Origin of the sequence: Rhizobium sp. R635 (genome assembly GCF_002211285.1) — a bacterium.
GTDB lineage: Bacteria > Pseudomonadota > Alphaproteobacteria > Rhizobiales > Rhizobiaceae > Rhizobium.
The window spans coordinates 1-19,970 of the sequence record NZ_LOKX01000009.1 but is presented as its reverse complement, the minus strand read 5'-3'; the positions used below and the strand labels follow the sequence as shown (position 1 = coordinate 19,970).

At 61.5% G+C, this 19,970-nt stretch carries 22 protein-coding genes; 15 read left to right on the top strand and 7 right to left on the bottom strand.

Going from position 1 to position 19,970, the window contains the following annotated elements; translation table 11 throughout:
- Positions 1-14: 14 nt before the first annotated feature.
- A complete protein-coding gene (locus ATY78_RS08995; RefSeq protein ID WP_088682001.1) occupies positions 15-1,022 on the bottom strand; it encodes an alpha/beta hydrolase in 1,008 nt (335 codons plus the stop codon).
- Positions 1,015-1,908, bottom strand: a complete 894-nt coding sequence (locus ATY78_RS08990) for an MBL fold metallo-hydrolase (RefSeq protein ID WP_088682000.1) — start codon at positions 1,906-1,908, stop codon at positions 1,015-1,017. The genes ATY78_RS08995 and ATY78_RS08990 overlap by 8 nt, the downstream gene beginning before the upstream one ends.
- A gap of 87 nt (positions 1,909-1,995) precedes the next feature.
- On the opposite strand from ATY78_RS08990, the gene ATY78_RS08985 reads away from it, so the two are divergent.
- On the top strand, positions 1,996-2,931 hold the full coding sequence (locus tag ATY78_RS08985) for a LysR family transcriptional regulator (protein ID WP_088681999.1): 936 nt from the start codon (positions 1,996-1,998) through the stop codon (positions 2,929-2,931).
- Positions 2,932-2,976: 45 nt separating this feature from the next.
- Here the strand turns inward: ATY78_RS08985 and ATY78_RS08980 are convergent, their stop codons facing one another.
- Positions 2,977-3,600: a TIGR00730 family Rossman fold protein gene (locus ATY78_RS08980; protein ID WP_088681998.1), complete on the bottom strand. Its 624-nt coding sequence runs from the start codon at positions 3,598-3,600 to the stop codon at positions 2,977-2,979.
- A 155-nt stretch (positions 3,601-3,755) separates the two neighbouring features.
- Between ATY78_RS08980 and ATY78_RS08975 the strand changes: the two genes are divergently transcribed.
- The 5 genes from ATY78_RS08975 (at position 3,756) to ATY78_RS28525 (ending at position 10,102) form a co-directional block, all read left to right on the top strand.
- On the top strand, positions 3,756-5,789 hold the full coding sequence (locus ATY78_RS08975; protein WP_088681997.1) for a LysM peptidoglycan-binding domain-containing protein: 2,034 nt from the start codon (positions 3,756-3,758) through the stop codon (positions 5,787-5,789).
- Positions 5,790-6,004: 215 nt separating this feature from the next.
- A complete protein-coding gene (locus tag ATY78_RS08970) occupies positions 6,005-7,882 on the top strand; it encodes an ABC transporter ATP-binding protein/permease (protein ID WP_088681996.1) in 1,878 nt (625 codons plus the stop codon).
- Positions 7,883-8,019: 137 nt separating this feature from the next.
- Positions 8,020-8,718, top strand: a complete 699-nt coding sequence (locus ATY78_RS08965; protein ID WP_017963685.1) for a phosphatidylserine decarboxylase — start codon at positions 8,020-8,022, stop codon at positions 8,716-8,718.
- A 121-nt stretch (positions 8,719-8,839) separates the two neighbouring features.
- Complete coding sequence (pssA, locus tag ATY78_RS08960; RefSeq protein WP_088681995.1) at positions 8,840-9,685, top strand: CDP-diacylglycerol--serine O-phosphatidyltransferase; 846 nt, start codon at positions 8,840-8,842, stop codon at positions 9,683-9,685.
- A 270-nt stretch (positions 9,686-9,955) separates the two neighbouring features.
- Positions 9,956-10,102 carry a hypothetical protein gene (locus tag ATY78_RS28525; RefSeq protein ID WP_190237425.1) on the top strand — a complete coding sequence of 49 codons (147 nt, stop codon included), beginning with the start codon at positions 9,956-9,958 and terminating at the stop codon, positions 10,100-10,102.
- Positions 10,103-10,193: 91 nt separating this feature from the next.
- On the opposite strand, the gene ATY78_RS08955 is transcribed toward ATY78_RS28525, so the two are convergent.
- Positions 10,194-10,958 carry an SOS response-associated peptidase gene (locus tag ATY78_RS08955; RefSeq protein WP_088681994.1) on the bottom strand — a complete coding sequence of 255 codons (765 nt, stop codon included), beginning with the start codon at positions 10,956-10,958 and terminating at the stop codon, positions 10,194-10,196.
- 40 nt (positions 10,959-10,998) lie between these two features.
- Positions 10,999-11,319: a YnfA family protein gene (locus ATY78_RS08950; protein WP_088682091.1), complete on the bottom strand. Its 321-nt coding sequence runs from the start codon at positions 11,317-11,319 to the stop codon at positions 10,999-11,001.
- A gap of 119 nt (positions 11,320-11,438) precedes the next feature.
- Here ATY78_RS08950 and ATY78_RS08945 point away from each other — a divergent pair, with 119 nt between their 5' ends.
- The 8 genes from ATY78_RS08945 to ATY78_RS08910 all read left to right on the top strand — a co-directional run bounded on the left by ATY78_RS08945 (position 11,439) and on the right by ATY78_RS08910 (position 16,486).
- Complete coding sequence (locus tag ATY78_RS08945) at positions 11,439-11,855, top strand: NUDIX domain-containing protein (protein WP_088681993.1); 417 nt, start codon at positions 11,439-11,441, stop codon at positions 11,853-11,855.
- 34 nt (positions 11,856-11,889) lie between these two features.
- A complete protein-coding gene (locus ATY78_RS08940) occupies positions 11,890-12,339 on the top strand; it encodes a TIGR02301 family protein (protein WP_190237424.1) in 450 nt (149 codons plus the stop codon).
- Positions 12,340-12,442: 103 nt separating this feature from the next.
- Complete coding sequence (locus ATY78_RS08935; protein WP_064692442.1) at positions 12,443-12,700, top strand: hypothetical protein; 258 nt, start codon at positions 12,443-12,445, stop codon at positions 12,698-12,700.
- An 18-nt stretch (positions 12,701-12,718) separates the two neighbouring features.
- The gene (locus ATY78_RS08930) at positions 12,719-13,474 is read left to right on the top strand and encodes a hypothetical protein (RefSeq protein ID WP_088681992.1); all 756 of its coding nucleotides are present in this window, start codon (positions 12,719-12,721) and stop codon (positions 13,472-13,474) included.
- A 98-nt stretch (positions 13,475-13,572) separates the two neighbouring features.
- Positions 13,573-14,409, top strand: coding sequence for a folate-binding protein YgfZ (locus ATY78_RS08925; protein ID WP_088682090.1), 837 nt, complete (start codon positions 13,573-13,575; stop codon positions 14,407-14,409).
- Between the two features lie 29 nt (positions 14,410-14,438).
- Entirely contained in the window at positions 14,439-15,011 is a 573-nt protein-coding gene (locus tag ATY78_RS08920) for an HD family hydrolase (protein WP_088682089.1), read from the top strand.
- Entirely contained in the window at positions 15,008-15,538 is a 531-nt protein-coding gene (locus ATY78_RS08915) for a tyrosine phosphatase family protein (protein WP_088681991.1), read from the top strand. The genes ATY78_RS08920 and ATY78_RS08915 overlap by 4 nt, the downstream gene beginning before the upstream one ends.
- A 57-nt stretch (positions 15,539-15,595) precedes the next feature.
- Positions 15,596-16,486, top strand: coding sequence for a mechanosensitive ion channel domain-containing protein (locus ATY78_RS08910; RefSeq protein WP_088681990.1), 891 nt, complete (start codon positions 15,596-15,598; stop codon positions 16,484-16,486).
- Between the two features lie 27 nt (positions 16,487-16,513).
- Here the strand turns inward: ATY78_RS08910 and ATY78_RS08905 are convergent, their stop codons facing one another.
- Positions 16,514-17,029 carry a superoxide dismutase family protein gene (locus ATY78_RS08905; protein WP_088681989.1) on the bottom strand — a complete coding sequence of 172 codons (516 nt, stop codon included), beginning with the start codon at positions 17,027-17,029 and terminating at the stop codon, positions 16,514-16,516.
- Positions 17,030-17,156: 127 nt separating this feature from the next.
- Positions 17,157-17,498: a hypothetical protein gene (locus ATY78_RS08895; protein ID WP_088681987.1), complete on the bottom strand. Its 342-nt coding sequence runs from the start codon at positions 17,496-17,498 to the stop codon at positions 17,157-17,159.
- Between the two features lie 451 nt (positions 17,499-17,949).
- Here ATY78_RS08895 and ATY78_RS08890 point away from each other — a divergent pair, with 451 nt between their 5' ends.
- Positions 17,950-19,827, top strand: coding sequence for an EAL domain-containing protein (locus ATY78_RS08890; protein ID WP_088681986.1), 1,878 nt, complete (start codon positions 17,950-17,952; stop codon positions 19,825-19,827).
- Positions 19,828-19,970: the final 143 nt, after the last annotated feature.

Sequence of the window (19,970 nt, the reverse complement as noted above, 5' to 3'; positions counted from 1 at the left end):
ACGTCGTTCAGACTCTATTCCGGTTTGAAATCTTCCTCGAAGAAGCGGGCAACCTCGGAATAGACCTGCATGCGGTGGCTCTCCATGAGGGCGAGATGCGTCACCTCCCCGATTTCCACCCATCGCCTGTAGGAGGCACCGGTCAGTTGCTCGAAATAGGTCCGCGCTAGCTCGAGCGGGACGTCGATGTCCCATTCGCCGTGCAACAACAGCACCGGCGCGCGAATCTCGCTTGGCCGATAATAGGGCGCTCCAGCTCTCCAGTAGGTGCGGATGTCCTGGATCGGCCCGTTGGTGGCCCGGAGTTTGCCTTGCTCTCTGTCGGCCTGCGACGGCTCCTCCGAGAGGGTCAGTGCGGCCCAGAGGTCGAACCAGCCCTCAGGCACAAGACGTTCACGCGCGTATTCGGGTGCGGTGCCTAGCCAACGCGCCAGGGCCGCATGGACGGGAACAAGCCTGTAGGAGCCGAGCGCGCCGCCCTGATCGATGGGGATGGCAACGTCACTGAGCCATTGCGGCGCGAGCAAGGAGAGCTTGACGACCTTGTCGGGGTTGCGCGCAGCATATGCACCGGCCACGGTACCGCCCCACGACATTGCAAAGACGTTAACGTTCTTGAGGTCGCGAAGTCGAAGGACGAAATCGATGGCCGTTGCGAAGTCGGTGACGCCGGTGTCTGTGGCGACAAGAGGCGGGTTGAGATCGGGCGCCGCCTGCATCTCTGGCGGGCGGGTCGATCTTCCATAGCCCCGGACATCAACCGCAAAGACATCGAAGCCTCGATGAGCGAGGAAGTCGATGAAGGACATCCCGTTGAAGGGAACGTCGTAAAGACTTCCGGACGAGAAGGTTGCCCCATGCACCATCACGATCGTTTTCCCCGCGAGAAAGACTTTGTGGTCCTTCCTTCGCTTATTGCGGATATAGAGCTTGATGCCATCGGTTCCGCTATCAACGTAATGCTCGTCGAATACGATTTCGCCGGCGTCAAAAGCTGAAGATGCGAGCTTGTTGTCAGACATAGGACCACCTGAATTTTTCGCCGTCGCGGGTTACATATCCAGCAGACGAACCTGGAAAGTGCGTGGAGAAGTACATGGCGCGATTATCGGCCGCGAGTTCGAGGACGCGCCGTCTGGACTGGGTAGCCTGATCCAGGAATTCGCAGAAGACCGTGTTGAGGTCGGGCCGTTCCACCTGGATCGGATGATGCATGACATCGCCGGCGAAGATTGCCGCTTGATTGTCCGCCTCCAGCAGAACGGACATATGGCCGATGCTGTGCCCAGGCGTCGGCAAGAAGGTAAAGTGATCCAGGAAACGACCGCCTGCACCGTCGATGAAATCGGCAAGACCCGCCTCGATCACTGGTCGCACGCTGTCTTCATAGACGCCGGCGCTGGGAATGTTGACGTCGTTGTGGCTTGCCGTCGACGCATAATATTCCTGCTCGGCGCGTGGGAAGATGTAGCGTGCGTTTTTGAAAGTGGGGATCCATCTTCCGTCTTCGAGAACGGTATTCCAGCCGGAATGATCGACGTGGAGATGGGTATTTATGACGAAGTCGACGTCTTCGGGCTCGACACCTGCCTGGCGCAACCTGTGGAGAAACGGGAGGGTCTGCTGATGGAAAGCGAGATTGCGCGGTCTTTCCTTATCGTTACCCGAACCCGTGTCGATGAGGATGACGTGGTCGGGCGTCCTGACAAGCCAGCTATGGATGCTCACCACAAGGGCATCGCGGCCCTCTTCCATATCGATGGCGGAAAGACGTGGCTCAACCGCCTTGATTTCCTCAGATCCGGCGGTCGGGTAGAGAAATGAGGGCGGAACGTTGTGCAGATACTGCTCCAGCACCTTTCTGACCGTCACGCCGGCAATACGATATTCCTTTCCAAGATCGCTCATGGAATTTCCTTTCGAGTTGAACTGAACCGGGACAGCGCTGTCTGATGGCTATGGACAGTAGGGACAATTCATGCAACGATCAAATCGATGAATGAAATTGTCTCCATCGATCATTTCAATTTGTGGTCTTTCGACCTCAACCTCCTCGTCGCCTTCGATGCCCTCATGAAGGAGCGGAGCGTGACGAAGGCGGCTGTCCGGCTGAAAATCCAGCAGCCCGCCATGAGCCATAATCTCGGCACTCTACGGATCTTGCTTCAGGACGAGCTGTTCGTGCGTGTCGGCCAGGTCATGCAGCCGACCCATCGGGCGCTGCGTTTCGCCGAAGCCGTGGAGCAGATACTCACCCGCACGCAGCAGGCGATCGTAACGCCGGCGACCTTCGAGCCGGGCCGGGCTGAGCAGATATTCCGCATCGGCTTTTCCAGCGAGCTTGAGGTGCTGCTCGTGCCGCGTCTCGCCGCTATGTTGAGCGAGACGGCCCCCGGTATCAAAGTGCTTGCGCGAGCGGTCGACCCCGAGCTGGTCCATAAGCTCCTGGACGACAATATCATCGACCTCGGCGTCGGCTGCTACAATGACGGCAACAACAGACACCGGCGGAACCTGCTGTTCGAGCAATCGCTGATGTGTTGCTACAATCCGAAGCTTCTTGATCTTCCCGAAACTTTGGACCGCGACAGCTATGTCGGCCTGAAGCATGCCCTGGTTTCCCAGAAGGACGCCATCGAAGGATGCATCGATGATGCGTTGAAGCGGATCAACGTGCGACTCGACGTGTCGGTGGCTGCGCCGGAATTCCTGACCGTGCTGACCGCCGTCCTCGAAGCGCCCCTGATCGCGACCCTGCCGACCAGAATCGTGAAGCGCTATGCCGGCCTGTTCGGCTTGGCGGTCGCCGAGGTTCCCCTCGATTTGACGGTGAGCCCGATATCGATGGTCTGGTCGGCGGCAAGCGACAATGATCCCGCCAACCGGTGGATGCGGCATCAGGTGACTGAGCTTGTTTCAGCCTATAGCTGAATAGGTCCGCGAAAGGCTAATCAGCGCCAGGGGCTGCTGCCCTGCCTACATTTTGGAAATCACCTCATCTTCGCCGTCACGATCGGCGGCGAGCTGGGCGGCCTGGGCCATGATCGCCGGAATGATGCCGGAGACATCGTCGACGACCAAAGGCTGCACCCGATGGGCGGTGTGGACGAAGCCTTCGCCGGTCATATGACGCAGCAGCTCCATCATCGGATCCCAGAAGCCGTTGATGTTGGCAAAAACCATCGGCTTTTCATGGCGGCCGAGCTGTGCCCAGGTCATGATCTCGACGATTTCCTCCAGCGTGCCGATGCCGCCCGGCAGGGCGACGAAGGCATCGGAGCGCTCGAACATCGTATGTTTGCGCGCATGCATGTCAGGAGTTACAATGAGTTCGTTGAGCTGACCGAGCGAGTGGCGCGTCGCTTCCATATCGATCAGGAATTCGGGAATGATGCCGGTGACCTGACCGCCGCCTGAAAGCACGCCGCTTGCCACCGCGCCCATGATGCCTTTGGTGCCCCCGCCATAGACGAGGCGCAGGCCGTATTCGGCGATCTCTCTTCCGAGAGCACGCCCGGCCGCCATGTGCGAGGGATCGCGTCCCGGCCTGGAGCCGCAGTAAACGCAGATGGATCGAATCGATACAGATTGCTCGGTCATAGAGGCGAAACAACTATTCCATTTCAATGCAGTCAAGAAAATTGACTGAAAAGCAGCGTGCCTAGCTTGCCTAATTGCTTTGAATGCTTGTGAAAAGCAACGGGAATCGCTAGCAATTTTGGTTACTACGGCAAATTGCCGCCTTGGGAGACATAATGATGAAAAACCGTGCCGGCTTGCTGGCCCTTGCAGTGCTCGTAATCGCAATCTTACTGATGGTGTTTTTCGTCATGCCGCGCATCGGCGGCGATGCAACCAAAGTCGGCGATGCCATCAACCAAGCGAGCACGGAACTCAAGAACACGGTTAACGAGGCGGCAAAGACATCACGCTCCGCGGTAACGGACTCGGCTGCCGTGTCCGAACAGGTAGGCCGCCTCTCCGCCGATGCCGGCACATCCCTCAGCGAACTTAGGACACTGTTTGCCGACGGCAAGGGGCCGGCCATCGACGTCTTCACCGCCGCCAAGACCAAGGCCGTCAAAGCATTGACCGCGCTTGCCGATTTTGTCGTTCCCGACGGCGTCGATCCCGCCACCCAGACCGTAGCCGCCAAGGCCAAGGACGGCGGCGCGAAGGCGCTCGCCATCGTTCAGGCGCTCCCTGAGAATGCCGCCGATGCGCTTGCCGCCGTCGCCAAGGCCGAGGCAGCGCTGACCGGTGCGCCAGAGCCTGCCGCCTCTGCGGCGAATACGCCGGCGCAGAATACCGGCCCGAAGCTTCCGGCCTTCGACATCTTGCGCGTCGAACCTGACGGTTCCACCGTGATTGCCGGCTCCGCCGAACCGAACGGCAAGCTCGAGGTGCTCGACGGTGACAAGGTGGTGACGACGGCCAATGTCGATGCGAGCGGCGATTTCGCCGCCGTCCTCGACAATCCCCTTCCCGCAGGCGATCACCAGCTCGTGCTGAAGGTCACGGGCAAGGATGGCAAGAGCACGCTTTCCGAAGAGGTCGCGACCGTTTCCGTGCCGAAGGACGGCAACGGCGCCAATCTGCTCGCCATGGTTTCCAAACCTGGCGCGGCGAGCCGCATCATCACCGCGCCGAAGGGTGAAACGGAAGTCGCCGATGCCTCCAATCCGTCGCCTGCCGACAATTCGGCTGCGGCTGGGGCTCCTGCGGCCGCCGCGCCGACCGGCGAGCTGGCGCTGCAGACACCGAACCCGACCGAAGCCTCTTCCGGCAGCGCCAATAGCGAGACCGCCGCTCCCGGCACGGCCGCACCCGACAAGGCAGTCGCGCCTGATGTGATGGTCAACGCCGTCGAGATCGAAGGTAACAAGATCTTCATTGCCGGCACGACCCGCGCCAATGCCAAGGTCCTCGGCTATGCCGACGACAACCTCATCGGCCAGGACACGGCCGGCTCAGACGGCCATTTCGTCATCGACGGCGTGGCGGCGCTCTCGGTCGGCGACCACAAGATCCGCGTCGATGTCGTCGACCCCACGGGCAAGGTGATCGTGCGCGCCGCCGTGAACTTCAACCGTCCGGCGGGCGATCAGGTGAGGGTCGCCGCGCAATCGGCTCCCGCCGACGCGAACGGCGCCGCTTCGCTGGTCCCCCTCGACGAAGGCGAACTCGGCAAGCGCAAGGCCGAAGCCGGCAAGGCCTTCGGCCTGCTGAAGGGTCTGTTTGCGGACGGCAAACAACCGGGCGTCGAACAGCTTGCAGCTGCGCGCTCGGCAACGGAATTTGCCCTGCGCTCCGTCACCGACTTCCGGCCGGAAACCGATGCGTCCGAGGCTTTCAAGCAGGCATCCGGCTCCGCCTCGCGGACGGCCTCGAATGCGCTGACACTGCTTCAGGGCCTGCCGAAGGATGCGAAATCCGTCGGCGCCGCAATCGAGCGGCTCGGCGCCCTGATCGCCGAACTCACCGCTCAGCCCGCGCCGGCGGCACCCGCCGCAAACGATGCGGCCAGCAACGAGCCGAAGACGATCGAGCAGGCGCCGCTGACGGCAAACAACGCGGCCGTCATCATCCGCCGCGGCGATACGTTGTGGCAGATTTCGCGCCGCACCTATGGGCTCGGCGTTCGCTATACGACGATCTACATCGCCAATGAGGACAAGATCACCGACCCCGATCGCATCCGCCCGGGCCAGATCTTCGGCCTGCCGAAGGATGTGCTGCCGAACGCCGAAGAGCTGCACCGCAAACGCCTTTCCGGCCAGCGCCTCTGAGGCTGGCAAGGACAAGTTGAGCAAGCCGGGCGGGTAACCGCCCGGCTTATCTTTTCCAGAACCCCGCACGTGTTGTATTCGTCCGGCCGGCACCTTATCTGGCGATGGCGGCTTAGGATCGCGGGAAACGCTTTCAGGCACGCCCCACGGTCCGCGCTCTGCCGGGCATCGAAGCGCCGCGACCGCGGCAAGTCCCATCCGGACTGGAGACAGGCATGGCAAACGGCAAGACAGTCTCGGAATCCCATCTGCTGCAGACGCTTCTCAACCTCTGGCCCTATATGTGGCCGGCCGGCCGGCCCGATCTCAAGATGCGTGTCGTCTGGGCCTCGGTCTACCTGCTCATCTCCAAGTTCGTCCTGCTGCTCGTCCCCTATTTCTTCAAATGGTCGACCGATGCGCTGAACGGCAGGATGGATCTCGCCGGCACCGTGCCGCCGCTGCTTGCGGGCGCGATCGCGCTCGTCATCGCCTATAACGTCACCCGGCTGATCCAGCTCGGCCTCAACCAGCTGCGTGATGCGCTGTTTGCCAGCGTCGGGCAGCATGCGGTGCGCCAGCTCGCCTACCGAACCTTCGTGCACATGCACGAGCTGTCGCTGCGTTTTCATCTGGAGCGCAAGACGGGCGGTCTCTCGCGCATCATCGAGCGCGGCACCAAGGGTATCGAGACGATCGTGCGCTTCACGATCCTCAATTCGGTTCCAACAGTCATCGAGTTCCTGCTCACGGCCGCGATCTTCTGGTGGGGCTACGGCTTTTCCTATCTGGCCGTCACCGCCTTCACGGTCTGGGCCTATATCTGGTTCACGATCCGCGCATCCGACTGGCGCATCGCCATCCGCCGGTCGATGAACGACAGCGATACCGACGCCAACACCAAGGCGATCGACTCGCTCCTCAATTTCGAGACCGTCAAATATTTCGGCAATGAAGAGATGGAGGCGAAGCGCTTCGACAAGTCGATGGAGCGCTACGAGAAGGCGGCGACCGATGTCTGGACCTCGCTCGGCTGGCTGAACTTCGGCCAGGGCGTGATCTTCGGCATCGGCACGACGATCATGCTTGTGCTCTCGGCGCTGGCCGTGCAGCGCGGCGAGCAGACGGTCGGCGATTTCGTCTTCGTCAATTCGATGCTGTTGCAGCTTTCCGCGCCGCTCAACTTCATCGGCTTCGTCTACCGCGAAATCCGCCAGGGCCTGACCGACATCGAGCAGATGTTCGATCTCCTGGAAGTGAAAGCCGAGGTCAAGGACGCGCCCGATGCCACCGAGCTTCGGATCGGCCAGGGTGCGATTTCCTTCAAGGACGTGCATTTCTCCTACGATCCGGCCCGTCCCATCCTGAAAGGCATTTCCTTCGAGGTGCCGGCCGGCAAGACGGTCGCCGTCGTCGGCCCGTCGGGCGCCGGCAAATCGACGCTGTCACGCCTGCTCTATCGTTTCTACGACATCCAGAGCGGCACGATTACCGTCGACGGCCAGGATATTCGCGGTGTGACGCAGAAGAGCCTGCGCTCCGTCATCGGCATGGTGCCGCAGGATACCGTGCTCTTCAACGATACGGTCGCCTACAATATCCGCTACGGCCGGACATCGGCCAGCGACGGCGAAGTCTATGCGGCGGCCGAGGTAGCGCAGATCGCCCATTTCATCGAAATGCTGCCCGAGGGTTTCGAGACCAAGGTCGGCGAACGCGGGCTCAAGCTTTCGGGCGGCGAGAAGCAGCGGGTGGCAATCGCCCGCACCATCCTCAAGGCGCCGCCGATCCTGATCCTCGACGAGGCGACGTCGGCGCTCGACACGACGACGGAGCGGGAAATCCAGACGGCGCTCGACGTGGTTTCGAAAAACCGCACGACGCTCGTCATCGCCCATCGGCTTTCGACGGTCATCGGCGCCGACGAGATCATCGTGCTCAAAAGCGGCGAGATCGCCGAGCGCGGAACACATGCCGCCCTGCTCGAAATGAACGGCCTCTATGCCTCGATGTGGAACCGCCAGCGCGAGGCCACGCAGGCCGAGGAACATCTGAAGCAGGTGCGCGAGAGCGACGACATGGGCGTTGTCACGCGGCTTGCGCCGGCAAACTAATTGGGGAACCCGATGGCCGCGCCGGCTTTTGTTGTTCAGAACCCCGGCATGCGAGCCGGGGCCGAGGCCGCAGCATTGCCCAGAAGGCGGTTTTTCGGTAACCAGCGAAAAACGACAACGCAAGGAGACCGGCAGCCATGAGCCTGTTCAACACGGTTCGCAACACGATCGTCCCCGTGCACAAGGAAGGCTATCCCTTCGTTGCCGCCTTCTTCGTCGCCTCGCTGGTGCTGGGCTGGATCTTCAAGCCGCTCTTCTGGATCGGCATGATCTTCACGCTCTGGTGCGCCTATTTCTTCCGCGATCCCGAACGCGTGACCCCGCAGGACGACGATCTGGTGATCTCTCCCGCCGACGGCAAGGTCTCGGCGATCCAGATGGTGACGCCCCCGGCCGAGCTCAACCTCGGCTCGGAGCCGATGCTGCGCATCTCGGTCTTCATGAATGTCTTCAATTGCCATGTGAACCGGGCGCCGATGCGCGGGCGGATCGTCAGCATCAATTACCGCTCCGGCAGCTTCGTCAATGCCGAACTCGACAAGGCGAGCGAGGACAACGAGCGCAACGGGCTGGTGATCGAAACCCGCCACGGCCAGATCGGCGTTGTCCAGATCGCCGGCCTCGTGGCGCGGCGCATCCTCTGCTGGGCAAACCCGAACGAGCCGGTGGATGCCGGCGAGCGCTTCGGGCTGATCCGTTTCGGCTCGCGCCTCGACGTCTTCCTGCCCGCGGGCGCCGCGCCGCGCGTCTCGCTCGGCCAGACGGCAGTTGCGGGGGAAACCGTCATCGCCGAATTCGCCTCCGCCAAAGGCCCTGTCATCAGCCGCCGCAGCTAAAGCGCGTCGCGATCTTTCAGATTCGCTCCTTGCGCTTTAGGTCCTTGTTTTACGCATGTCGTTGCCGCAAAACCGCTGCACACTTTTGCGCGACATGCTTTAGGAAGAATTGGAACGCGATATGGAAACGCCCTTTCCGCCTTTCGAACCCAACGGACCGGATGATTCTGCGCGCGGTCCGCGTCTGCGCGAAATACCGTTTCGGCTCGTCTTTCCGAACCTCATCACCATCCTGGCGATCTGCGCCGGATTGACCGGCATCCGGCTTGCTTTCGAAAACCGGTACGAGCTCGCCGTTTCCATGGTGCTGCTCGCCGCTTTCCTCGACGGCATCGACGGGCGCGTGGCGCGGCTGATGAAGGCGACTTCGAAGTTCGGCGCGCAGATGGATTCGCTTGCCGATATCGTCAATTTCGGTGTCGCACCCGCCCTCGTCGTCTATGTCTTCGCGCTCGACCAGGCGCGCTCGCTCGGCTGGATCGCCGCGCTGATCTATGCGATCGCCGCCGGCCTCCGCCTTGCCCGCTTCAACGTCATGGCAGAACGCGAAAACAAGGCGAGCTGGCAATCGGAATATTTCGTCGGCGTGCCGGCGCCGGCCGGCGCCATGCTGGTGCTGCTGCCGGTTTATCTCGGCTTCCTCGGGCTCGCGACCGACCGCACCTTCGCCTATATCTCGTCGATCTACACCGTCGCCATCGCCTTCCTGCTGATCAGCCGGCTGCCGGTCTGGTCGGGGAAGTCGGAGGGCAACCGGCTGCGGCGCGATCTCGTGCTGCCGATGATGCTCGGGGTCGTGCTCTATGTGGCTCTGCTGATGAGCTACACCTGGGAGGTGATGGTCTTCACCGTTGCCGCCTACCTCGTCTCACTTCCCTTCGGCGCGCGCAAATGGCGCCGGAAATACGGGACGCTGACGATCGAAGAACCCGGCGTCGGCGACGACGATATCGGCCGGCACATCTGACCTGTCGCATTCCCTGCTCTTTCTCATGGGAAATGCTCCTCTCTCACGTACTCCCCGACAACGAAGCGCTTTGCTCAGAAAAAGCGCTTCGCACTTTTGTTGGAACTCCTCCCTTCAGTAAGTATTAACCAACGTAGGCTTCAGTTAAGGCTCGCGAATTATGGTGCGTGTTTACAAATCCTGATAGGCGACGCCTCCGTTTTGTCGCTATTCATGACGAAACAGCAAACAATAAAATGACTAGGGAAGATCCACGTAATGGAGAGTATCGTGACCTCGAAGAAGAACAGTACCGGCGAAAAGCAACCGGCCAAGCCCGATCTCAGCGCCAACTACCGCCCGGTCGGCTTGAAGGCGGTTGCCGCAGCGTCGCTGATGGCGAAGCACAAGCCGGGCAGCGTCAAGAAATCCGCTTGAAGCGTCACGCTCAAGCCTTCGGCGTCATCCCAGGTCGGCAGTCCGTTTGGGTTGACATGCTTTAGATCTAGCTGCCGAAGCGGATGGAGTTTCAGAAAAAACTGAGCTGGCCGTTGTCAGGCTTCTGCTTCTCAGGCGCCTTGGCCGGCTTTTCGATGACGACCGGCTCCTGCAGGTCAGGCCCCATATTGGCGACCTTGTTGACCTTGTCGGAGACAGGTATGGCCTCGAAGAAATCTTCCTGAACAGGCCGCATCAGGTCGGCCACCTCGCGCGGTTCCTGCGTCTTGCAATCCAGCCAGCGCGAGAAATCCTCGGGATTGATGACGACAGGCATGCGATCGTGAATCGCTGAAATCCCTGAATTGGCCGCCGTCGTCAGGATCGCACCGGTATCGACCTCGGAGCCATCTGCCGAGGACCACGTCTCCATCAAACCGGCAAAGGCGACGACCCCGCCCCGGCGCGGCCTGATCCAATAGGCCTGCGGCCTCTCACCGCTTTCCTTGGACGGGCGATGCCATTCATAGAAGCCGGAGGCGGGAATCAGCACCCGGCGATGGCGCATCGCCGCGCGGAACGAAGCCTTGCCGATTGCGGTCTCGGCGCGCGCGTTGATCAGCAGCGGGAATTCCTTCGGATCTTTGACCCAGGCGGGCGTAAGCCCCCAGCGTACGAGCACCGCGCGACGGTCAGCAGAGTTGCTGCCTCGCTCCCTGCCCTCACCCGCTATGACAACGAGGATCGGCTGTGTCGGCGCGATGTTGTAGCGCGCCGGAAAGTCGTCGAGGTCGAGACCGGAAAAGAAGTCGCTCAACTCGGCAATGGAGCTTGTCAGGGCGAAACGTCCACACATCGGCTTGTCTTTGCACCCGGCTCGCCTCCGGTCAAGACGCCTAACCTCTTGGCCCAAACAAGATGAGGCTCGCCCCGGCGAGGCAGATCAGCGCGCCTGAGATATCGTAGCGATCGGGCACCCGGCTTTCGACCAGCCAGAGCCAGAGCAGCGACGCCACGATATAAATGCCGCCATAGGCCGCGAAGGTGCGCCCGGCAGCCTCGCTCGGCACCAGCGTCAGAAGCCAGGCGAAAAGCGCGAGCGAGACCATGCCCGGCGCCAGCCACCAGATGGGCTTTTCGAGTTTCAGCCATGCCCAGAAGGCGAAGCACCCGGCAATCTCGAAGATCGCCGCCAAGGCGTAAAGGATGTAGGTCACGGAAACACCTTTCGAATCCATCACGACTATTCCCGCGAAAACTGGGGAAGCCAAGCGGCGGCGGCATGCAAATATCGGTTCATCGGATAGGATGAGCCGTCACAGCAAGAGCGCCCCCCATGACCTCCACCGCCAAAGCCGCCTCTTCCGCCATTCTCGAACGCGATGGACGATTCCTTCTGGTGCTCAGGCGAAACCCGCCTTCCGCCGAGATGTACGCCTTTCCCGGCGGGCGGGCCGAGCCGGGCGAAACGCCGGAGCAGACGGCGCTTCGGGAATTCCATGAGGAAACCGGCATCTCGGCGCGCAATCCACGGCTGTTTTCCACCTATGACCTGAAGACGCATGCGGCCGACGGCAGCGTCAGCAGCCATTTCCTGCTGTCGGTCTTTCGTGTCGATGCGGACCGGGATGCGGTGGCGGAAGCGGCCGACGATGCAGCCGCCCTTGGCTGGTATACGGTCGAGGAAATCCGGCGGCTGCCGGTGCCGCAGAGCGTGCTCGAATGCGCCGAGCGGTTGGCGGGCGGCGAATAGAAGTGGAAATTTTCGGGCACGCCTTGTTGCCGTCATGCTCAGCGTATCAACTGATCGCATGATTCCCGTTCGGCGCGTTTTCCTGTCCCTGCTCGTTCTGGCCGGCCCCACTCTGGCGCAGGGCAAGAACACGCCGGCTCCTCCACCGGTGGAAGAGACTGCCCCGCCGGCTCCGGTGATCGTGCCTTATGACGACAAACTGGCGCGGTTCGCCGAGGTGCTGGGTTCGGTGCATTACCTGAGAACCCTCTGCAAGGCAGCGGGCGGCGACGAGTGGCGAAGGGGCATGCAGCGACTGCTCGATTCGGAGGCAGGGAACGAGCCGCAGCGCAAGGAAAAGCTCACCGCGGCCTTCAATCGCGGCTATCGCGCCTTTGCCTCCGTCTATACGGATTGCACCCCGGCCGCCATCGTGGCAGAAGAGCGCTACCGTAACGAAGGTGCAACACTCGCCACAGAAATTACCTCGCGCTTTGGAAATTGACGTTTAATTAACCTGTTTTCGCATGCGGACGTGTCGTTTTGGGAAAAGGCTGTTAGTGTTATTAACGGTGCAGTAAGACATGAGAAGTTCTGAGGAAAAGACAATGGAAGCAAGCCTCAACGACATCGACGACATGATCGTTCACGAGAAGATGCAGGCGGCTCTGGAGTACCAGAACGAGGCTTGGGCCGATGGCATGGCCGACGGAATCGAGCCTGAAATCATTGCCGATGCCGCCATTGCGCATGCGCTGCGCGAGACGATCAGATTGCATGGGGAAAGCAGCGCCGAAGCCCTTCTCGATTCGCTGCGCGAGCGCATGCTTGCCGGTGAATTTTCCGCGAACCGCACCCTGCAATAACCGATATCAGAGAGTTTGATGCGCACCGGTAAAGAGAAAGTTTCGCGAATCCCGCTCGCGCCGGTGCTGCTTGCGTTCGGCCTGGCCGGCAACGTTTTCCTGGCGCCGTCAGCTTACGCGCTTTCCGAACTGCACAAGATCCCCGGCCAAGCCGCCAATGACGCGCCATCCGCAGCGGGAGGCGCCCAGGCGCAGAGCCAGCCGCAGGGCGGAGCCGCTCCCGGCGTTCCCATGGCCGATCCGCTGGTCAACAGCCAGAACAATCAGGGTGTCGACAAGACCCCAAGCGCCCAGGATAATTCCAAGCCCGCCGAGGTGATCTACGACATCAGCAAGGCGCCCGAGCCTGTCCGCAAGATGCGCGAACAGATCGTCGAGGCAGCCGCCTCCGGCGATCTCGAGCGGCTGCGGCCGCTGATGGGCACAGGCGCCGGCCAGACCCAGGTCACGGTGGGCGAGCCGACCGACGACCCGATCAGCACGCTGAAGGATCTTTCGGGCGATCCCGATGGAGACGAAATCCTCGCCATCATGCTCGATATCATCTCGACCGGTTTCGTACATGTCGGCCAGGGCACAGCAGACGAGATGTATGTCTGGCCCTATTTCGCCGAAAAGGACCTGAAGTCGCTGACGCCGCCGGAGCGCGTCGAGCTGCTGCGCATCGTCACGGCAGGCGATCTTTCCGACATGCAGGAATTCGGCGGATATAATTTCTATCGCGTCGGCATCACGCCGGACGGCAAATGGAAATTCTTCACCGCAGGCGATTGAAGCTATCCCGGTTCAGGCCTTTGGCGCCTTGCATGGCGCTTGCGATCCATCCCGCAAAGACATACCTCTGAGCGATGACCAACGCGACGGGTTCCGCCATGCCAGACGTATTCCTGAAAGACCGCTCACTGCTCTTCGTCAGCGGCGCGGAAGCCCAATCCTTCCTGCAGAACCTGATCACCACCGATATCGTTGCGCTCGAGCCGGATGAGGCGCGGCCCGGCGCACTGCTGACGCCGCAAGGCAAGATCCTGTTCGATTTCATCATCTGGCAGGAAGTCGGCGGCTACGCGATCGAAACGGATGCCAGCCAGCGCGACGGCCTGCTGAAGCGGCTGACGATGTACAAGCTGCGCGCCGCCGTGACCCTTGCGCCGCATGCCGAAGAAGGCGTCACCGTCTCCTGGGGCGCTGATGCAAATGGCGCCCGGGACAGCCGCTTTGCCAAGGCGGGCATCACGCTGACCCGCCGGGCAGGAAGGCACGGCGACGACGCGGAAGCGCTCTACGACGCGCTGCGCATCCGCCACGGCATCGTGACGTCGGGACCGGATTTCGCGCTGCAGGATGCCTTCCCGCATGACGTCCTGATGGATCTGAACGGCGGTCTCTCCTTCAAGAAAGGCTGCTATGTCGGCCAGGAGGTCGTCTCGCGCATGCAGCACCGCGGCACCGCCCGCCGGCGCGTCGTCACGGTTTCCGCCGCAACCGCCTTGCCGGAGACGGGAACGGAGATCACCGCGGCCGGAAAGCCTGTGGGAACGCTCGGCTCGGTGGAAGGCGACAAGGGACTGGCGATCGTGCGCATCGACCGTGTGGGTGCCGCGATTGCGGCGGATACGCCACTGCTTGCCGGCGAAACGCCCGTTTCTCTCGCCCTGCCGGAATGGTCCGGTCTCGTCTTTCCCACGAGCGCCGATGAGGCAAGCGCGTGACTGCCAAAGCTCCACGCGCCTGGCAGCGCATGCTGTCCGGGCGCAGGCTCGACCTGCTCGACCCCTCGCCGCTCGATGTCGAACTCGTCGATATCGCCCATGGACTTGCGCGCGTTGCCCGCTGGAACGGCCAGACCTCAGGCGATCACGCCTTTTCGGTGGCGCAGCACAGTCTCATCGTCGAGGATATTTTTCGACGCTTCAACGATGCCAAGCCGGCGGAATGCCTGATGGCGCTGCTGCACGACGCGCCTGAATATGTGATCGGCGACATGATCTCACCGTTCAAATCAGTGGTCGGCGGCGGATACAAGGCGGTGGAAACACGGCTGGAGGCCGCCGTCCACCTGCGTTTCGGCCTGCCTCCGCATCCATCGCGCGATCTCAAGGAGCGGATCAAGAAGGCCGATACGATCGCCGCCTATTTCGAAGCGACGGTGCTCGCCGGCTTCACGCCTGCCGAGGCGCAGAAATTCTTCGGCCAGCCGCGCGGCATCAGCAGGGACATGCTGATGATCGAGCCGCTGCCGGCCCTGGAAGCACAGCGGCTGTTCTGCGAGCGTTTCGCGGCGATCGAGGCCGAACGGGGGATGGCAGCATGAGCTTCATCGTCGTCTCGCCGCTTTCGCGCATCGCGGAAATGGCGGTGCGCCACAAGGCGCGTGACATGATCAGCCTGGTCGCCAAGGAGCAGGCTTTTCATCGGCCCGGCGTGATCGCGGCCGAACGCCATCTGACGCTTGGCATGAACGACATCACCTTCAAGGGCACCGGCGACCTCGTCGCGCCTGACGAGACGCATGTTCGAGCCCTCATCGACTTTGCCGCTTCCTGGCGCCAGGAGACACCGCTGCTCATCCATTGCTGGATGGGTGTGTCGCGATCGCCCGCGGCGGCCCTGATCGCCGCCCTGTCGCTCGCACCGGAACAGAGCGAGGAAACGCTTGCCCAGCGGCTGCGGGCCGCCTCGCCTTTCGCGACGCCGAATGCCCGGCTGATCGAAATCGGCGACGCCCTGCTCGGTCGTGGCGGCCGGCTGGTTGCGGCAGTGCGGGCCATCGGACGCGGCGCCGATGCCGACGGCAACGCGCCTTTCCTGCTCGCGATCAGGGACACCGCCGGCGGTTGACGCTGCCGCCACCTGCTCCATCTAGCCCACGACGCATGATCAGCAGGGCCAGACTCGATGGAACAGCAGGCAAACGATGTCCTCCTCGCCACGCGCACCGCGCTCAGCCAGGCAAGCGCACTCGCCGTACAATATTCCTTCTCGATTCTCGGGGCAGTGATCCTGCTCGTCGTCGGCTGGACGCTCGCCGGTTTTATCAGCCGCTGGGCCTATGAGGGCCTGTCGCGTATCCATGGCATCGACGAGACCCTGGCACGCTTCTTTACCAATGTGGTGCGCTATGCGCTGCTCATCCTGGTATTCATTACCGTGCTCGGCCAGTTCGGCGTCCAGACCGCCTCGATCATCGCGGCACTCGGCGCTGCAGGCCTGGCGATCGGCCTGGCGCTGCAAGGAACGCTGCAGAACATCGCGGCCGGCATCATGCTGCTGATCCTCAGGCCGTTTCGCGTCGGCGAATATATCGAGACCAGCAGTGTCGCCGGCACGGTGCGCGAAATCGGATTGTTTGCGACCGAACTCAGAACCGGCGACGGGCTCTATCGGCTGGCGCCGAATTCGACGCTCTGGAACACGCCGATCACCAATTTCAGCCGTCAGCCTACACGGCAGCATGAGGTGAAGATCAAGGTCGGCTATGAGAATGACCTCGATCTGGCGATGGAGACGCTGAGGGGGCTTGCCAAAGCCGATTCCAGGGTTCTGCCGTCACCGGCACCCAGCGTTTTCGTCGACAGCCTCGCTGACAGCGCGATCTTCCTGACCCTGCGTTATTGGGCAAAGACCGGCGACTGGTGGGCAGTCAGCCGCGACATGCTGAAGCGCGTGAAGTTCGCCTTCGATGAGAAGGGTAATCCGGCCGAGGTGCCGGACTCTGCAGATGCGGCATCAACAAAGAAATCCAATGGCAGGGCCGCGGCCGAAAAGCCGGGGCCGACGCGGCAATGATTCGGATTGAAAGCATTGTGCCGCGGGCTACTGAACGACGCCGCAGGCAAGTCTTTCGCCGGCATCCCCTGACGGCTGGCTGCGATAATCATCCGAATTGGCGTGCACCATCAATGCACGGCCGCGAATGCCGTCGGTCTTGCCGTCGAGCGTAACCATGGTGTTGAAGATCTGCGCCCTCAACACGCCGTCCTGCCCGACATATTGATTGGGCATGTCGCCGGGGTGCGGGCCTTTGGCCGCCAGAATGCCGTGCTCCACCTTCTCGGGATTGAAATGACCGCCCGCCGATTCATGATGGGTGGCAGCGTCGCAGCGGCCGGTCTCATGAACATGGAAGGCCACCCATTTGTTCGCCGGCAGTCCCGCTATTTCGACTTCGATCAGGACGCCGCCGTTGGCGGCAGCCGTCAGCTGCGCGCGGCCATCTTCCTTCCCGTCCTTATCGACGAAATTGGCGATCGCCGTCTGCTTCTCCTGGGCGCCTGCCGGAAATGCAACCGCAAGCAGGCTCAGGGCGGCGATGGTGCACATGGCTTTCATGGAGATCTCCTTCCGTCCGGTTGTCCTTTTGAACGTGTCAGCCCGGAAGGTGTTCCTGTTCGAAGAGTTTCGAACGAGAAAAGCCGGCCAATGGCCGGCTCGCAGACATTTCAATTCGTGGCATCGCTTAGGCGACGGCGTTGAAATCGAACTGGCCGTAGGTGTTGCGGTAAAGATCGTCGGATTGATCGCCTGATGTCGGCGCTGTCTGCTGCAACGGATAGGGAACGGCAATGCTGCTTGTCGCGCCGCTGTGACGCGTATCCATCATCAGCGCAACAAGGCTGCCGGAGAATTTCGGCTGCGCATCGCTGGCCTGGTCGTCTTCCAGGAGCTCCTTGATGATACCGGGCTTCTCGTCCGCAGCGCGTTCGCCACGGCTGAGCACGCCGTCACCATTGGCATCGAGCCGCGACAGCGTCGCCAGATATGCATATGAAGTATCTGAAACGGATGTGGTGCTGGTCATACAAACCTCCATCCACCGCCTTCTGCCGGTGGTGTTTGTACGCAATACGAAGGTGAAAAAATCGAGTGTTGAATCGCTGGTTAAACTGATTTGCGCAGTGCGTCAATAAGTTGTTAACCTCTGCTTAACGATGATTGACAAAACCTAAAGACGCGAGGCCGGACAGTTTTCCACCCGCTCCAACCGATCGTCCGCCACCGCATTTCAGATGTTTTTCACATATAAAACAAATGCATGACCGAACGGATGTCTCTGCTGCGGTGCAACCGAATATTAATCCGGCCCGTACAAGATGGGAGCACAAATCACTACCAGGCCGTCTATCCCGCAGAAAATCAATTTCTGAGCACTTTTAGGAAGGTTCTTCCATGTCCGGCGCGATGAGGTACGTTCATCAAACGAAAACGCCTTCTGCCTTTATCGTCGCAACGTCCCTGCAAGATGCACCCGCATGAAAGCCGAGACGCTCTTCTGGCAACAATGCGCGCAGGCCGTCACGGACGACGGATCGATCGATGCGCAGCGTCTCATGGATCTCGTGATTGCAACCTATCGCCGCCATGAAAGCGACTATGGCGAAATCGAGAGAAGCGCGGAAACGCTGCTGACCGAAAACCACGCGATGCGAGGCGAGATTTCGGCGGTCACGCAGGCATTCGACGAACAGAAGAGACTTTTCGAAGTCGTTCTCAACAATCTGCCGATCGGTCTCAGCGTCTTCGACGCCGACCAGCGGCTGCGGCTTTCCAATACCCGCTTCCGCCAACTCTTCGGCCTCAGGCGAGCAGATGTCGACGCCGGCGCGACGATCGCCGACCTTATCGGCAGAATACGCGGCGCCGAGAGCATCTGCACTACGCCTGAGCAGCGGAGCAGGAAGCATTCCTCTGCGCGTGCGAAGAACGACAGCCTCCGCCGGCGGGAATGGCAGATGGACGATGGCCGCATCATCCAGAGCATGGTGACCATCCTTTCCGACGGCAGCAGTATCGCGATCCATGCCGATATTACCGAGGATCGAAAGGCGGCCGAGCGCATTGCCTATCTCGCCCACCACGACCCGCTGACCGGCCTTCCGAACCGTATTCATTTCCGCGAGCGGGTGGATGCGGCACTTGCCGAGCGCAAGCCGGACGAGCAGATCGCCCTCGTGCACCTCAATCTCGACCGGTTCAAATCGATCAACAACACGATGGGCGCGTCGACCGGCGACGACATCCTGCAGCAGGTCGCCGATCGTATCCGCGCCTCTGCCGGTACGGAAAACATCCTGGCGCGTCTCGGTTCGGACGAGTTCGCAATTCTGCAGACAGGAAGGCAGCAGCCGTGGAACGTGACGGCGCTGGCAGACCAGATCCGCCGAGAGCTTTCCGAACCATTCCTCCACGGCGAGAAACAAGTGGAGCTCAGCGTCTCCATGGGCATCGCGGTCGCACCCGGAGACGGAGAGGAAACCGACGTCCTCCTGAAACATGCCGGCGTGGCCCTCTCGCATGCCAAGGCGGACGGACGCAAACGCGAGCGCTTCTTCACCGGCGAGATGGAAGCGCAGATGCAGTTGCGCCACACGCTGGAGGCAGACCTTCGAGCCGCCGTGCAGAAGGAAGAATTCGAGCTGCACTACCAACCGCTCTACGATCTCTCGCAGCGGCGCATCTGCGGCTTCGAAGCCCTGATACGCTGGAACCACCCGATCCGGGGCCGCATTTCGCCGATGGATTTCATTCCGCTTGCGGAAGAGGTCGGCCTCATCGTCGATATCGGCCGCTGGGTCTTGCGCCGGGCGTGCAGCGATGCGGCGCAATGGCCGGAAGGCATCAAGGTTGCCGTCAATGTTTCGGCGATCCAGTTCAGCGGCACCGATCTGCCGCAGGACGTCGGCGAAGCGCTCGCCGCCGCCTCGCTGACGCCATCGCGGCTCGAGCTCGAAATCACCGAGAGCGTACTGATGGAAAATCTCGACGAGGTGCTGCCGATCCTGCATGCGTTGAAGGAGCGCGGCATCCGCATCTCGATGGACGATTTCGGCACCGGCTATTCTTCGCTGAGCTACCTCTCGAGCTTCCCTTTCGACAAGATCAAGATTGACAAATCCTTCGTCAGCGACATTGCGGACAACAAGGAGGCGCATGCGATCATGCGCGCGATCATCCTGCTCGGCGATGCGCTCGGCATGCGCGTCACCGTCGAAGGTGTCGAGAGCGCCGCACAACTGGCGCTGCTCGAATGTGAGGAATGCGACGAGATCCAGGGCTACTACATCAGTCCGCCGAGGCCGGCGCGCGAAGTCCCCCATCTTCTCTCGCTGCCGCCGAAGACGGCGGCATGAGGGATCGTTCCGAAGTCAGGGGAATCGCTTCAGGTTAATTTATTGCTTGGGTGATGAGCTTTTCGAGATAGTCGTCGTTGAGGTTTGCCTTTTTTCGCCGGACTTTGAGGCTGTGCTTGTCGTTTGGATTTCTGACGAGGTTC